A 14441-nucleotide genomic window follows, 5' to 3' on the forward strand; every position below is an offset into this window, starting at 1 on the left:
GGCACGGAGAGGTGATACAGGTGAAAAATGCGCAAAACCAAAGCAGCATGGCAGGAACAGTTAAAAGAATCTGGGTGTATCTCTCCTTCCATAAGGCGCTTTTAACGGGTGTTTTCGTAATGGTCATTTTGAGCTCTGCTCTGGGGCTGCTCGGCCCATTTTTGATTGGCCGTACGATCGATACCCATCTTGCAGCCGGGAGTTCGGAGGGTCTTGGTCTCGTCCTCACCGGTCTGGCGATTGTTTATTTGTTCTATTCGGTCTCCCTGTGGCTGCAGAATTTCTGGATGATTGGAATCGCGCAGGAAACGGTGTTTTCCATGAGGACGGAACTGTTTACCAAGCTGCAAAGACTGCCGATCCGTTTTTTTGATAAAAAGCAGTACGGGGAATTAATGAGCAGGGTTACGAATGACATGGAAAATGTCAGCTCTACATTAAACAGCTCGGTTATCCAAATCTTCTCCAGTGTTCTTACCCTGGCTGGCACCCTGGCTGTGATGCTCTGGCTAAGCCCATTGCTGACCCTCGTGACCATGGTGATTGTGCCGCTTATGTTTCTTGGCATGAAATGGATTACGAGCCGGACTGGCAGGCTGTATAAGGAACAGCAAAGAAACCTCGGCGATTTGAACGGTTTTATTGAAGAGACCGTTTCCGGGCAAAAGATCATCAAAACCTTTTCGCAGGAGGAAAAGGTCATTCAGGAGTTTCTGGTAAAAAGCGATCACTTGAAACAGGCAGGCTACTGGGCACAGGTTTATACAKGGTTTATCCCCAAGCTGATGAACATGCTGAACAATTTAAGCTTTACGCTTGTCGCGGCTGCAGGCGGGGKATTTGCCTTAAAAGGGATGATTTCAATCGGAACGATTGTCATTTTTACCGAATATGCACGCCAGTTCACACGGCCGCTCAATGACCTCTCCAACCAGTTCAATACACTGCTGTCTGCGGTGGCAGGGGCAGAACGGGTATTTGACATCCTTGATGAAGGAGAGGAGGGTGCTGATGAGAAGGGGGCGCTCCAGCTTTCGGGGATAAAAGGGGAGGTTCAGTTCCAGGATGTCTCGTTTTCCTATGAAAAGGAAGGTGATACAGTAAGCAGCCTTTCCTTCCGTGCGGTACCCGGCGAAAGTGTCGCCCTTGTCGGACCAACAGGTGCCGGCAAGTCCACAATCATCAATCTGATAACCAGGTTTTATGAACCGGACAGCGGAACCATCCTGATCGATGGGCGGGACAGCAAAACGATAACGAGGGAGAGCCTGCGCAGGCAAATGGGATTTGTGCTCCAGGATTCATTTTTATTTTCCGGGACCATCAGGGACAATATACGTTACGGCCGTCTGGATGCAAGCGAACAGGAAGTAGAGGAAGCAGCAACTGCTGCGAATGCGTATTCCTTTATAAAAAGGCTTCCGGATGGCTTTGATACAATTCTTAGCCAGGAAGGAGCGGGAATCTCCCATGGACAGAAGCAGCTTCTGTCCATAGCGCGTGCGATTCTCGCCGATCCGGCGATTTTAATTCTGGATGAAGCAACAAGCAGCATTGATACCATTACGGAATTGAAAATTCAGGAGGCATTGGGAAAGCTGATGAAGGGAAGGACCACATTCATCATCGCCCACAGGCTTAATACCATCCAGCAGGCGGATCAGATACTGGTCATTGAAAATGGAATGCTGCTGGAAAAAGGAACTCATAAAAGCTTGCTTCAGAAACAGGGTTTCTACCATGATTTGTATAAAAACCAATTTAAGCGGGACACAGCAAAAGTTTTATAGAAAAAAATAAATCTTCCAAAGTGTTTGACAGTTTGGAGGATATGTACTACAATCAATCCTAATTAATGGCAAAGTCAATGTATTCCAATATAAAAAATACTCTTATCGAGAGCGGCGGAGGGACATGGCCCGATGAAGCCCGGCAACCTTCAAGGAAATAACCTTGAAAAGGTGCTAATTCCTGCAGGCAGAAGTGCCTGAAAGATGAGAGGAGGAGCGGGGTCCTCTTCTTATGGAGAGGGCCCCGCTTCGTTTTTGAAGCTGTCCTCTCACACTGAATTTTAATGATGAAAGGATAGTGGAGAAGATGAATGCAATTAAAGTGGCGATACTGGGTTTTGGAACTGTAGGGGAAGGCGTCTACAGGACGGTCGAAACACACCAGGAAGAACTGGCAGCTGTTTTGGGAAAAAAAGTGGAAGTTGTGGCCATCCTGATAAAAAACAAACAAAAAGACCGCGGCATTGGCAATGAGGTGCTGGTTACGGACGACTTTGAAGAAATCATGCACCTTCCGCAGCTTGACGTTATCGTGGAAGCGATCGTAGGGCGCGAACCAGCATTTACATACCTTCAGCGAAGCATTCAAAAGGGCTGCCATGTTATCACGGCAAATAAGGAAATGTTCGCTTTCCATGGGGAAGAACTGAAAAAGCTGGCTGAAGCCCATCACGTATCCGTTGGCTTTGAAGCAACCGTTGCAGGCGGCGTACCTGTCATCCAGACCATCCAGCAGCTGTTGAATATAAACCGGATTAAAAAAATTGAAGGCATCCTCAATGGAACCTCCAACTACATCCTTAGCGAAATGCGGGTGAACGGGCAGACATTCCCGGAAGCTTTGAAAGCCGCACAGGATAAAGGCTATGCAGAAGCTGATCCGACAAATGATGTTGAAGGCTTTGATGCTTTTTACAAGCTGTTGATTTTAAGCGAAATTGCCTTTGGGGAGAAGCCTGTTTGGGAAAACGTGCAGCGTGAAGGAATTTCTTCCATTACGGAGGAGCAGATCACCCAGGCGGAAAACCTGGGCTTGCGGTTCAAGCTGATTGCTTCCGTCCAGCTGGATGGGGAAAAAGTGATTGGTTCCGTACGCCCCACGCTGGTAACTGAAACCCATCCGCTTTTTAATATCGAAGGCGTAGAAAATTCCGTATCCATTGAAGGTGATATTGTTGGACGGATTACACTGCAGGGCCCTGGGGCAGGCATGCTGCCAACTGCGAGTGCCGTCATTGAAGACTTAATTCATGCGGTGCTTGAAACAAAGGTGCCAGAGGCAGAGGGTATCAGGGGGAGATCGCTGCACGCCTCCGGGGATCGGGACAGAGTGCAAAACTGGCTGATTATGCCTCAAGGGGACGTAAGCTTGCAAAGTATTCCACCCTCATCTGTCACGGAAATTGACAGCGGCTATTTCCTTCAGGCCGATGAGCAGGAAATTTCCGCACTTCGCAGACAAAACCGAAGTGCCAGCATCTTTGAAGTGCTCGGCGACTATGCGGTCGAAAAAACCGCCAAGGTATACCTCTAAAGCTGCCGGTGAAAGTAGTTTGATTTTGAATGCAAAATCCAAAGGATGCAGTCCGATTTTTAATTGAAATGGGACTGCATTTTTTATATATCAAGGTTACTTTTGCAGGCAAAGAATTCATAGGCGGAGAAATTCCGGTTATGGTATATAGAAGGGGCTTTAGAAGCAGAAATAAGCGGAAAAATTCCGGCTAACCTCTTGTTATAGGGCTAAATTTAAGGGTTTGGATGCATATACACGGAAAAACTCCGCTTATATTGCGGGAAATGTTGGTATTTCCCGAGATAAGCGGAATTTTTCCGTTTAATTTTTAAAGCCAATAAATATTATCACAAATGGAACTGCTAGAGTTCATCAGGCAGATTTTATTAAGCCTCACCCTGCAAAAAAAATACTTACCTAAGTAACAGTTTGTGCTATAATGTTCCTATTAATTATTTACCTGGGTAACAATTGGAGGCTGAAGACGATGCAAAACACCCATATGCTATTTCACTCTGTGCATCAGCTTTCAAGGGAGCTTACCAAGCATCTGAATGATGCGCTGGAACCCTTTGGCCTGTACAGTTCACAATGGGCAGTGCTGTTTGTTTTAAAACAGGAAGGGACTTTAACACAAAAAGAGCTTTGTGAATATCTTGCCGTTGAAGCTCCGCCGATGACACGGACCATCCAGAGACTGTCAAGGCAGGGACTGGTTGAACAGCACCAGGGAACAGATAAGCGGAAAAAATATATCAGGCTGACTGAAAAGGCAATTGGGAAGTTCCCCGAATGGGAAGCTGTGGTGATGGAGGCGAACCATATTTTGCTGAAATCATTTGGGAGCCAGTCACAGGAGGAGCTCCAGGCACTGCTTTCGGATTGGCTTGGGATGATTAAACAAGAGTCCAGAGGCAAAGGGAGGAGAAACAACAATGAGTGATCAGCGACCAAGACTTTGGACGAGAAACTTTATCAGTGTTTCTGTCAGCAACTTCTTTTTATTTATGACGTTTTATTTTTTACTGGTGACCCTGCCAGTATATGTGCTGAGCGAGATGGATGGAACATCGGCGGAAGCAGGACTGGTTACGACGGTCTTCCTGCTCTCCGCCATTATCATACGTCCCTTTGCGGGCAAATGGATGGAAAAGGCGGGAGGAGCGAAAATCCTGCTCTTTTCTTTGCTTCTGTTTACAGGGGCTTCAGCATTGTATCTCTTCACTGATACACTTGCCGGGCTGATGGTAGTCCGATTTATTCATGGCATAGGCTTTGGCATGGCGACAACGGCTACTGGAGGAATTGTCGCCAGCATCGTGCCTGATGCCAGGAGAGGGGAAGGGATGGGCTATTTTGTCCTTTCCTCCAATCTGGCCATGGTACTTGGACCGTTTCTTGGCTTAACGGCCATGCAGGAGTGGGGAATGAAGACGATGCTGATAATGGGGTTGGCATCATCCTTTATTGGCCTTTGCGCTGGTTTATTTGTTTCAGTGCCAAGGGAGCCTGGGAGCAGCGCTTCAGGCCGGGTAAAGGGTTCCTTCAGTTTCAGGGAGCTTTTTGAAGGAAAAGCCATCCCCATTGCCMTCACAGGCGCCTTTTTTGCCATTATCTATTCGTCCATCCTGTCCTTTGTTTCGATTTATGCCGATGAGGCGGGCCTTAATAGTGTTTCCAGCTACTTCTTCGTGGTTTATGCGGCAGTGCTGCTGATCTCAAGGCCCTACACCGGGAAATGGTTTGACCTGTACGGACCGAATGCCATTGTCTACCCGGCCATCACTTTGTTCGCTGCTGGCATGCTGCTTCTTGGAGCGGCCAATTCAGCGCTGATTTTCCTTGCAGCTGCAGCCTTAATCGGGATTGGGTGGGGAACCTTGTTTCCGAGCTATCAAACCATTGCCATTATGGCGGCTCCGCCAAAGCGGCGCGCAATGGCGACCGCTACTTTCCTGTCCATATATGATATCGGCATTGGTCTCGGATCCTTCCTTGTCGGAATGCTTGCTGCAAAAGTAAGCATTGGTACCATCTATTTTTACAGTTCCATTTATGTACTGGCTGGCATCGGGGTTTATTACCTGCTTCAGGGGCGAAAGCTTCAACGTGGGAAACAAGCTGAAAGTGTGGAAAGTATGTAAAATTGAAAAAAGCGAACCGGATGGCCGGTTCGCTTTTTTTGTCTAGCTCCAGTGCCTAGCCCCTCGAGACGCTTCGGTCCGTCCGATGAAGTCAAAGAACGACTTCACCAGCCGGCCCTCCAGCCCTTGTCGGGGCTTAGCAAGGCACTTGCGCTTTTCTAATTTATCCACAGAAAGCTAATGCTTAAGCTTTAGTAACTTGCGTCTTCACAAGAAGTATAAGATTAACATTGAATAAACTGCCGCGGTATATTTATTCCACTTGGTGATTTTTATAACCTAAACGACGTAAGCCCTACCTCTCTTACATCCTTACGGCTCCGAAGCCGATCCAGTGTGAATAAGTTTGACACTAAAAAAATTTTAAGCAGAACGCCATTCGTTTATTGACGTAAATTTCAAGTTACTAAAATTACTGGTGAACTTTATTATTATACTTCATTGATAAAGGATTGTCAAATAGTTGGAAGCTGGCACCCGGATTGGCCCTGAAAGGTTATCCAGAAAGTTATTCACATAAAAAAACTGGCCAACAATATCCTCCACAGGTTTATCCACATTATCCACATCCACAATGGGTTTTATCCCCGGTATTTGTCCACAAAAGGAGGAGATAGGGGAAAACGCTGGATTTAAAAGGTATCAACAATTTTCATCCACATTATCCACAATGTTGTGGATATGTTGTTGCCTACTGGAGGGCGGCAAATGCTTATATGTGAAATCCTTGTGAACACCATTGTTATAAACTGAAATCTATTGTATAGTTGTCTTATCGAAAGTTAGTGAATTATTTCACAAACTTTCCGGTCTCTTGCCATGATTACAAAACATCCCCTTCCCCCAGACAAAAAGCAGAACCAGTAATGGTTCTGCTTTTTGCTTCCTTTCCAGACCTTTCTTCATCGAAAAAGATTAACGTTGGCGTCCTTTTGCCCTGGCATCTGCTGCCTTTGAACGCGCCATGGCTTCCAAATCCTCGTGGTCTGCAAGGTCACGGTCAAATTCAACATCAAGTCCGTCAGACTTCATGTTCTTAGGCACTTGTGGAAGTTTATTGGTATTCTTATCCCTGCTTTTATTCCCGCGTGAACGTCCCATTGTCAAACTCCCCTTTCGGATGTAAGAGCTGGAAAAGGTACGGAAACATTAGTTTCCGTACCTTTAGCTTGTGCCATTTTTCAGGGAGTTATAAATGGGAATTATTGATCGCGCTTTTTGTTGACAAAACCGCCAGCCCTGTCTGCCGCTCTAAATTCATGGCTGTAAGTTACTTCCTGCATGCTGGAAAGTGTGTGTCTCCGCTTTTCTTTTCGCTTTCTTTCTCCTGCCATTGTTCATCACCCTTCCTTTTCATATCCTTAAAATTATTTCCATATGAGGAGGGATTAAACAGGGTCATTTTTTAAAAATTTCTGCGAGTGCTCCATGCAAGGTTGGATATTTGAATTCAAAACCATGGGCAAGCAGCTTTTCCGGCAGAACCCGCTGGCCATCCAGGACAAGCAGGCTCATTTCTCCAAGCAGCATTTTTAGTGCGAAACCCGGAACTGGGAGCCAGTGAGGCCGGTTTAGGACAGATGCAAGCTCTTTGCCAAATGTTTTCATTCGGACAGGCCGTGGGGCGGTGAAATTTATGGGTCCGGATATGGCTTCTTGTTCAAGGACAAACCCCATTGCCCGGGATACATCCTCAATATGAATCCATGACAGCCATTGCCTTCCTGTCCCAATGGTCCCTCCTGCAAACAAATTGTAGGGAGCGGCCATTTTTGGCAATGCTCCTTCGGCTTGATCGAGGACGACGCCAAAGCGGCAAAGGACAATTCTTACACCTAACTGCTCTGTTTTTGCAGCGGCCTCTTCCCATTGGCTAACGGTATCAGCAAGGAAATCCACTCCAGAAGTCTCCGCGTTTTCAGTAAAGGTCTTTTCCTCGGATGTGCCATAATAACCAATGGCACTGGCATTTATCAATACGGAAGGCTTGAGTGTCATCTTGCTTATGATCCTGTGGATTTCGTTGACAGCCCTCAGCCTGCTTTGGACAATCTCCTCTTTTCCCTTGCTGGTCCAGCGGCTGTTAATGGTTTTGCCTGCCAGGTTCACGAATGCCTCCGCACCCTCCAGCTCTTTTTCAGGCTGGTCTCCCTCATTGAGCCAGCGGACATAATGCAGGCTGGGATTGCCGGTCTTCTTTGGAGACCTGCTTAGGATAATAACTTCATGACCTTGTTTAATAAGATTGCTGGCCAGGTGCCTGCCGATCAATCCTGTGCCGCCTGCAATGACAATTTTCATTTTTTAACACTCCCATCAAGAATAACCTTATAATTACTTTCACTGTGATTCGCTCTAAATCCTTTAAGCAATATGGTAAATTATAAAAAGAGGTGAGAGAGATGCCCGTTATATCCAAAATAGTGCTGCAAAAGCATAATAAAGAACGCTATAGCATTTTCACAGACAGCGGGGCAGGAGAAGTGTATGCCTTTAGTGTGGATGAAGATGTGCTGATTAAATATCAATTGAAAAAGGGAATGGAACTGGATGAGTCCGCCGTTGCAGATATGCTGTTTCAGGATGATATCCGTAAGGCGTACAACGCAGCGGTCCACTATCTATCGCACCGGATGAGGTCCGAGGGGGAAGTGAGGGAACACCTTCAAAAAAAGGAAATTTCCGAACCGGTCATTCAGGAAGCCATTGATAAACTGTATCAATTCAATTTTCTTAATGATGAGGAATTTGCCTTGGCATTTGTAAGGACCCAGATGAATACTACGGACAAAGGGCCGGAAGTGGTCAAAATGGATCTAAAGCAGAAGGGGCTCAGCGGAACGATAATCAAGTCGGCCTTAAAGGAGTATCCGCTCGATGTCCAGGTGGAGAAGGCCGTTCAGCTTGGCCGGAAATATGCGGCGAAAAATCAAAAAGACTCATCGCGGATTTTAAAACAAAAGCTCGAGCAGCTACTAATCCGGAAAGGCTACCCGTTTCAGGTTATTTCCATTGCGATGGAAGATATTACGGTCGAAAAACAGAAAGAATCTGAAATGGATGCGCTCATTTTTCAGGGCGAAAAACTCAGCCGAAAGCATTCGAAGCTGTCAGGAGCTGAGTTAACTCAAAAAATAAAGCAGGGCCTATACAAAAAAGGCTTTCCAATGGATATGATCGAACGCTATATGCAAGACCTTGATGGTAAAGATTGAAAATCGGGTCCTGATAAAAGGGTGCACCCGCCATTTGGACTTTTAGGCGGGTGCTTTTCCTATCCTTTTGTTTTGGACTCAATGATAATGGTATCCTGGTCAAGCTGTTCGATAATAAGATTGGCTACCTCCTGGGGTGACCTGAATTTCGCAGGGTTTTCGACATGGTTGCTTCCCTCCCAGAAGGGAGTATCCATGCCGCCCATATACGCTGAGATGAATCTAATGTTTGAGCCTTCATATTCTTTCTGCAAGGATTCGGTAAATCCCCTGATGGCGAACTTGCTAGCGCTGTATATCGCTTCATGCTTTTTTCCGCGCAGGCCGGCAGTGGAAATGATATTTAAGACCAGCCCTTCCTTATTGTTTTCAAGATAAGGCAGGACGGCCTTTGTCATATAGATGGTGCCGAATACGTTTGTGGAAAACGTATCTTCGACCTCCTGGTCCATCGCTTGACTGAAGGGCCCAAAGCAGCCAATTCCCGCATTATTGATAAGTCCATATAGATGATGATGTTTATTTAAAACAAGCATTTTCTCCTTGATATCTTCAGGATTCCTGATATCCAGAGTCAGAATGGAAGCATGCCCTTCACCTTGCTCAATCTGTTTTTTAACATCGTTGAGAGAGGCCTCGCTTCGCCCAATCAGGACGATATGATAGTCCTGTTTTGCGAGCAGAAGGGAAAGTTCTTTTCCCAGACCTGTCCCAGCTCCGGTAATAATGATCGTTTTCATGCGGGCTCCCTCCTTTCTTTATTTATATCCAAAAATCGGCTATGATTAAACCGAAACGACTCGGGGAGTGAATACGATGCAGCGTGAGAAACGGTACAGTGAACTGTCGGAATATGAATTGAAACAGGAAATCGCCACCCTTAATGAAAAGGCTAAAAAGGCGGAACAAATGGGAATGGTGAATGAATTTGCCGTGCTTGAAAGAAAGATGGCCATGGCTAAGGCCTATTTATTGAATCCGGACGACTTCAAACCGGGAGAAATTTATGAAGTCGAAGGGGATAATGGAAGTTTCTTTAAAATTGATTATATGAATGGTGTTTTTGCCTGGGGGTATCGCCTCAATGGCGACGGGCATGAAGAAGCGCTGCCAATCAGCCTGTTGAAAAAGCTGAGGCAAAACCAGGAATAAACCTGATTCTGCTTCAGCACAATCCGAAAAATTCAGGAGAAGCTGGTTTCAATTAAAAGTCAGGTGTATCGCTGTCTCTATGGCTCGATGCGTGCATTCTCTCCTGAGGGTGTGTGTTGATACTTCCATCCGCCCGGCGGGAATTGTATTCTGCCTTGGCTCTTGGCTCTCCTTCAAAACGGTTGCTGTTCATATGTGGGAAATTCCTGGCTTTATTTCGCATAGCGGCCTCCTTGAAGGGTAATGCATGCATTGGAATCGCACGCATTGTTAGTATTCGTGATTAACCAGGACTTTAGTACAACGGAAATATTTGCACGTAGGAGTGTGAAAATAATGAATGATTATCATAAAAGGCTTGCCGATCTCCTGATGGAAAAAAATGAGCATATATCACGTCAGCAGGCACTGACATGGGTTGAGCTTTTATGGGATGATTTTGAGACTACTTCTGCCAAGGCAGGAAGAGAATACAAGGGCAGTGAGCTAACCGAGAAAATCGTCACACAGTGGATTCAGCATTATGGAGACAAACTGCATGAATTTGTGGCAACAAACCCCAAATACAAGCATTTCCTCGAAGATGATGATAAAAAAATGCATTAAAACAGCGATGCCATAAGGGCATCGCTGTTTAGTTGGAAGAACCTAACCCGGAAGGAACTCCAGCTTCTTTTGCAGTTTTTCTTCGCTATAAATCCAGCCGGTATAGGAACTAAGGATGTTTAAATCGAGTCCTAGCTTGACCACGGCGACGAATGGGTAGTGGCCGTTGCTGCGGTAGCGCAAGTCGATAAAGCGCACCTCATAATGGTCTTCAAATTCATCCATTTCCCAGCGGTATACCGGAGAGAAGGAAAGAAAAGCGGAGAGGTTGACATCTTTTTTCGCTGCTTCGAGCACAGGTGTTTCCGGCACAGGCACCCGGTTAAAGTGGTCAAGGATCGTCACCTTCAGGCCGTGGGCCCTGCCAACAAAGAATTGATGCTCATTCATGACCGCAACCCGCCATTCGCTGTTTTTCATGGTAGGGGCGATTATAATATCCGTTGCGTCCGGGATCATTTCCTCGACGATTTTCTGGAGCTTCCGCTTGTACATAAAGCGGTGTATATAGTAAATGACAAGCACTCCGTAAATCACCAGGAAAGTGTAGCCGGGATGGGCCCCAAAAATCCAGAAAAACAAGCCGGCAATGTGGATGGCGAAAATGAATGGATCAAAAGTATTGATTACCCCCAACGCCAGCCATTTAGCCGAGAACGGCCTTAATGCCTGAGTCCCGTAGGCATTGAAAATATCGACAAACACATGCAGAATGACCGCAAGGAATGACCATAGCCAAAGATGGAACAGATTGGCTTCCGGCTGGAAAAAATAAACGGCACCCGTAACCATAAGCGGCCACAGGATCACGGCCGGGATGGAGTGGGTAATTCCCCGGTGGTTGCGGATATATACAGCATTGTTCCTCAGCTTTAACACGGTATCGATATCAGGGATTTGTGAACCAATGACGGTTGCAGCGAGAACAGCCGTGGCTGTAGCACTGCTGCTGGAAACAACAGGATCAAGGGTCGCCAATCCCCCCAGAGCAAGTCCCATCACAACATGCGTTCCTGTATCCAAGGAAAAACCCTCCTTTTCAGGAAATTGAATAATTGCCTATACAGTGCCTTGTAACAAAATTGATAATAGTTTACGTTAATATGGTCAAACAATCCGAAACCATTTGACGGTATTATATATATTCCCAAAAGGAACAACTGTTTAACATGTGGAGGCCCAAAAGTGATCAGTAACAGTTTGAAGAATTTGAAAAATGTGGAAAAAGATGCATTCAGGAGTGACCTTATCAGCTGGTTTGAGAGAGAGCAGAGGAATCTGCCTTGGCGAAAAGATCAGGATCCATACAAGGTGTGGGTTTCTGAAATCATGCTGCAGCAAACAAGAGTTGATACGGTCATACCTTATTTTAATCGATTTTTAGAAAAATTTCCATCACTTGCTGACTTGGCCAATGCCGATGAAGAAAAAGTTTTGAAAGCCTGGGAAGGGCTTGGGTATTATTCCCGGGTCCGCAATCTGCAATCGGCCGTCAGGGAAGTGGAAGCCAAATATGATGGGAAAGTTCCCGATACCCTTGAGGAAATATCGACTTTGAAGGGAGTCGGCCCCTATACAGCCGGGGCGATTTTAAGCATCGCTTACGGGAGACCCGAGCCCGCAGTCGACGGGAACGTAATGAGAGTGCTGTCCCGAATCCTCTTGATTTGGGAGGATATTGCCAGGCCGGCTACCCGCAAAATCTTTGAAGAAGCGGTAAGGGAACTGATCTCGAAGGAAAACCCTTCCTATTTTAACCAGGCTTTAATGGAATTGGGAGCACTCATTTGCACGCCAACTTCCCCGTCCTGCCTGCTTTGCCCTGTCAGGGAACACTGCCATGCCGCAGCGGAGGGGGTCCAGGCAGAGCTCCCGGTTAAAACGAAAAAGAAAAAACAGCGTCCTGTCCAGCTCGCAGCGGCAATCCTTGAGGACGGTCAAGGGAGAGTGCTTATCCGTAAAAGACCGGAAGAAGGACTGCTGGCCAGCCTATGGGAATTTCCGAGCGTGGAAGTCCATTTGGAGTTCGGCAGTGAAAAGGACCAGTTTCAAAATGATTTTGCTGACCTATATGGAACCGAAGCAAGGCTTGGCGAAATGCTGGGGCGAGTGGAGCACATATTTTCCCATTTGGTGTGGAACATTCACGTCTTTTCCGGAAAACTGGGGGCAGGCCTACAGGAACAAAAAAACCTTCGTCTGGTCCATATTGAGGAGCTCCAAGATTTTGCCTTCCCGGTGTCCCACCAAAAAATTCTTAAACTATACAAAGAGAGCAAAAAAGGGGGCTGATGAAGCCCTCTTTTTTAGTCATAGGTAACCTTGGTCCCGTGCGTCCAGTCGGCTTCATTCCGGTTCAGGCCGCCGCGTTTTTCAATTTCTTCAATAATTTGCCGGTGAAGGGACTGCCCCTCGGCATTCAAATAAGGAACAACCTGCTGCATGGAATGATGGAAAAAAGCGAGTTCACTATCTTTCCAATCGGCTTTCGATACCATCGACAATTCTGTCATATCCCTGCCAACGTACATGGTTACTCACCCTCTCTGTAAGATACCTGCATGATTGTAGTTTTTGTTCCTGGATTGTCATCTATACCTGTTCCAGCTAAAATGAAAACAAATAAGTAAAGAAGGGATACTGATTATGTCGAATAAAGTGGCACTTGTTACAGGAAGCAGCAGAGGAATAGGAAAGGCCATCGCCCTGAGACTGGCGGAGGAAGGCTATGACTTGGTCATAAATTATGCCCGGAGCAAAAAGGCGGCACTCGAGACAGCGGAACAAATTGAGGCACTGGGAAGAAAGGCGCTCGTGGTCAGGGCCAATGTTGGAGATGTCGAGAAAATCAAAGGAATGTTCGCAGAAATAGACGCCGAATTCGGACGCCTCGATGTTTTTATCAATAATGCAGCTTCCGGAGTGCAGAGGCCAGCAATGGAGCTGCAGGAGAATCATTGGGACTGGACGATGAACATCAACAGCAAAGCCCTCCTGTTTTGCGCCCAGGAAGCGGCCAGGCTGATGGAGAAAAACGGTGAGGGCAAGATTGTCAGCATCAGCTCGCTTGGATCAATCCGTTACCTGGAAAATTATACGGCGGTCGGCGTTTCAAAGGCAGCCCTTGAAGCATTGACCAGATATTTAGCCGTCGAGCTTGCTCCGAAAAACATTTCGGTCAATGCCGTATCAGGCGGAGCTATTGATACGGATGCACTCGCCCATTTTCCAAACAGGGAAGAGATGCTTGAGGAAGCAAGACAGAAAACTCCGGCAGGCAGAATGGTGGAAATTGAGGATATTGTCAATGCGGTCATGTTCCTCACTGGCGATGGAGCCGGCATGATCAGGGGCCAGACCATCATCGTCGACGGAGGAATTTCTTTACTGGTTTAGTGGGAATTATTCTTCCTGTTTTTGGTTTTTATTTTCCGGATAACACCTTCATGAAGTGGTTAGATTAATATTCGTGGAGGTGATAACGATGGCAAACAGACAAAACCAAACTCAAACTGGTACAAACATTCAGCAAGTACGCCAGCAAAACGCCCAAGCTTCTCGCGGAGCAGGCGCAGGCCAATTCGGTACTGAATTTGCTAGTGAAACAAACGCTCAGCAAGTGCGTCAGCAAAACGCTGCTGCTTCCCGCGGAGCACAACAGCCTACTTCTTCTTCTGGTTCAGGCCAATATGGCACTGAGTTCGGAATGGAAAGCCAAACTAACGCTCAAGAAGTACGCCGCCAAAACCAGCAAGCTGAATCTAGAAAGTCGCAAAACGCTGGACAATTCGGCGAAAGCTAATTTTTCTATAATTATGGGCACCCTTCCGCTTGGAAGGGTGCTTTTTTAGTTATTTTACGGAGGAGCGGGGTCAAAGAGGCGCTGGCGGTTGCTCTCAGTACCCAAAAATCCAGAGGAGCCGAAAAAAAGGTACTGACGGCTGCTCTCAGTACCCAAAAATCCAGAGAGACTGGAAAAAAAGGTACTGACAGGCTCTCTCAGTACCCAAAATCAAGA

At 46.5% G+C, this 14441-nt stretch carries 17 protein-coding genes and 1 riboswitch; of the genes, 10 read left to right on the forward strand and 7 right to left on the reverse strand.

The genetic code is table 11. The annotated features are described in order from the left end of the window. Positions 1-47 precede the first annotated feature (47 nt). The 4 genes from ADU22_RS08035 (at position 48) to ADU22_RS08050 (ending at position 5450) form a co-directional block, all read left to right on the forward strand. Entirely contained in the window at positions 48-1790 is a 1743-nt protein-coding gene (locus tag ADU22_RS08035) for an ABC transporter ATP-binding protein (RefSeq protein ID WP_231687949.1), read from the forward strand. 99 nt (positions 1791-1889) lie between these two features. Further along, a riboswitch (SAM riboswitch) is annotated at positions 1890-2001 on the forward strand. Positions 2002-2097: 96 nt separating this feature from the next. Further along, the gene (locus ADU22_RS08040; protein WP_053361696.1) at positions 2098-3324 is read left to right on the forward strand and encodes a homoserine dehydrogenase; all 1227 of its coding nucleotides are present in this window, start codon (positions 2098-2100) and stop codon (positions 3322-3324) included. Between the two features lie 469 nt (positions 3325-3793). After that, positions 3794-4249: a MarR family winged helix-turn-helix transcriptional regulator gene (locus tag ADU22_RS08045; RefSeq protein ID WP_053361697.1), complete on the forward strand. Its 456-nt coding sequence runs from the start codon at positions 3794-3796 to the stop codon at positions 4247-4249. Then, positions 4242-5450 (forward strand): MFS transporter, encoded by a 1209-nt coding sequence (locus ADU22_RS08050; protein ID WP_053361698.1) that lies wholly within the window; start codon positions 4242-4244, stop codon positions 5448-5450. The genes ADU22_RS08045 and ADU22_RS08050 overlap by 8 nt, the downstream gene beginning before the upstream one ends. A gap of 915 nt (positions 5451-6365) precedes the next feature. Here the strand turns inward: ADU22_RS08050 and ADU22_RS08055 are convergent. From ADU22_RS08055 to ADU22_RS08060, 3 genes are all read right to left on the reverse strand, one after another. Then, entirely contained in the window at positions 6366-6551 is a 186-nt protein-coding gene (locus tag ADU22_RS08055; protein ID WP_053361699.1) for a YfhD family protein, read from the reverse strand. 101 nt (positions 6552-6652) lie between these two features. Beyond that, on the reverse strand, positions 6653-6784 hold the full coding sequence (locus ADU22_RS24160) for a YfhE family protein (protein ID WP_082252806.1): 132 nt from the start codon (positions 6782-6784) through the stop codon (positions 6653-6655). 64 nt (positions 6785-6848) lie between these two features. Next, positions 6849-7751, reverse strand: a complete 903-nt coding sequence (locus tag ADU22_RS08060) for a TIGR01777 family oxidoreductase (protein ID WP_053361700.1) — start codon at positions 7749-7751, stop codon at positions 6849-6851. Between the two features lie 101 nt (positions 7752-7852). On the opposite strand from ADU22_RS08060, the gene recX reads away from it, so the two are divergent. Continuing rightward, positions 7853-8665, forward strand: coding sequence for a recombination regulator RecX (recX, locus tag ADU22_RS08065; protein ID WP_053361701.1), 813 nt, complete (start codon positions 7853-7855; stop codon positions 8663-8665). Between the two features lie 59 nt (positions 8666-8724). Here the strand turns inward: recX and ADU22_RS08070 are convergent, their stop codons facing one another. Continuing rightward, positions 8725-9405: an SDR family NAD(P)-dependent oxidoreductase gene (locus ADU22_RS08070; protein WP_053361702.1), complete on the reverse strand. Its 681-nt coding sequence runs from the start codon at positions 9403-9405 to the stop codon at positions 8725-8727. 76 nt (positions 9406-9481) lie between these two features. Between ADU22_RS08070 and ADU22_RS08075 the strand changes: the two genes are divergently transcribed. Further along, entirely contained in the window at positions 9482-9817 is a 336-nt protein-coding gene (locus ADU22_RS08075; RefSeq protein WP_053361703.1) for a YfhH family protein, read from the forward strand. Between the two features lie 52 nt (positions 9818-9869). Here the strand turns inward: ADU22_RS08075 and ADU22_RS08080 are convergent, their stop codons facing one another. Beyond that, entirely contained in the window at positions 9870-10040 is a 171-nt protein-coding gene (locus ADU22_RS08080; RefSeq protein ID WP_046525316.1) for a small, acid-soluble spore protein K, read from the reverse strand. A gap of 113 nt (positions 10041-10153) precedes the next feature. Here ADU22_RS08080 and ADU22_RS08085 point away from each other — a divergent pair, with 113 nt between their 5' ends. Further along, positions 10154-10423 carry a YfhJ family protein gene (locus ADU22_RS08085; RefSeq protein WP_046525317.1) on the forward strand — a complete coding sequence of 90 codons (270 nt, stop codon included), beginning with the start codon at positions 10154-10156 and terminating at the stop codon, positions 10421-10423. 42 nt (positions 10424-10465) lie between these two features. Here ADU22_RS08085 and ADU22_RS08090 read toward each other — a convergent pair whose 3' ends face one another. Beyond that, positions 10466-11446, reverse strand: a complete 981-nt coding sequence (locus ADU22_RS08090; protein ID WP_053361704.1) for a metal-dependent hydrolase — start codon at positions 11444-11446, stop codon at positions 10466-10468. A 162-nt stretch (positions 11447-11608) separates the two neighbouring features. Here ADU22_RS08090 and mutY point away from each other — a divergent pair, with 162 nt between their 5' ends. Further along, entirely contained in the window at positions 11609-12715 is a 1107-nt protein-coding gene (gene mutY / locus ADU22_RS08095) for an A/G-specific adenine glycosylase (protein WP_231687855.1), read from the forward strand. Positions 12716-12729: 14 nt separating this feature from the next. On the opposite strand, the gene yfhS is transcribed toward mutY, so the two are convergent. Continuing rightward, positions 12730-12954, reverse strand: coding sequence for a mother cell protein YfhS (yfhS, locus tag ADU22_RS08100; RefSeq protein ID WP_053361705.1), 225 nt, complete (start codon positions 12952-12954; stop codon positions 12730-12732). A gap of 112 nt (positions 12955-13066) precedes the next feature. Here yfhS and fabL point away from each other — a divergent pair, with 112 nt between their 5' ends. Together fabL and ADU22_RS08110 are read left to right on the forward strand one after the other, a co-directional pair. Further along, positions 13067-13819 carry an enoyl-[acyl-carrier-protein] reductase FabL gene (gene fabL, locus ADU22_RS08105; RefSeq protein ID WP_197280123.1) on the forward strand — a complete coding sequence of 251 codons (753 nt, stop codon included), beginning with the start codon at positions 13067-13069 and terminating at the stop codon, positions 13817-13819. 88 nt (positions 13820-13907) lie between these two features. Next, positions 13908-14225 carry a gamma-type small acid-soluble spore protein gene (locus tag ADU22_RS08110; RefSeq protein ID WP_053361707.1) on the forward strand — a complete coding sequence of 106 codons (318 nt, stop codon included), beginning with the start codon at positions 13908-13910 and terminating at the stop codon, positions 14223-14225. Positions 14226-14441 lie beyond the last annotated feature (216 nt).

It is taken from the genome of Bacillus sp. FJAT-27251 (assembly GCF_001273925.1).
Taxonomy (GTDB): domain Bacteria; phylum Bacillota; class Bacilli; order Bacillales; family Cytobacillaceae; genus Mesobacillus_B.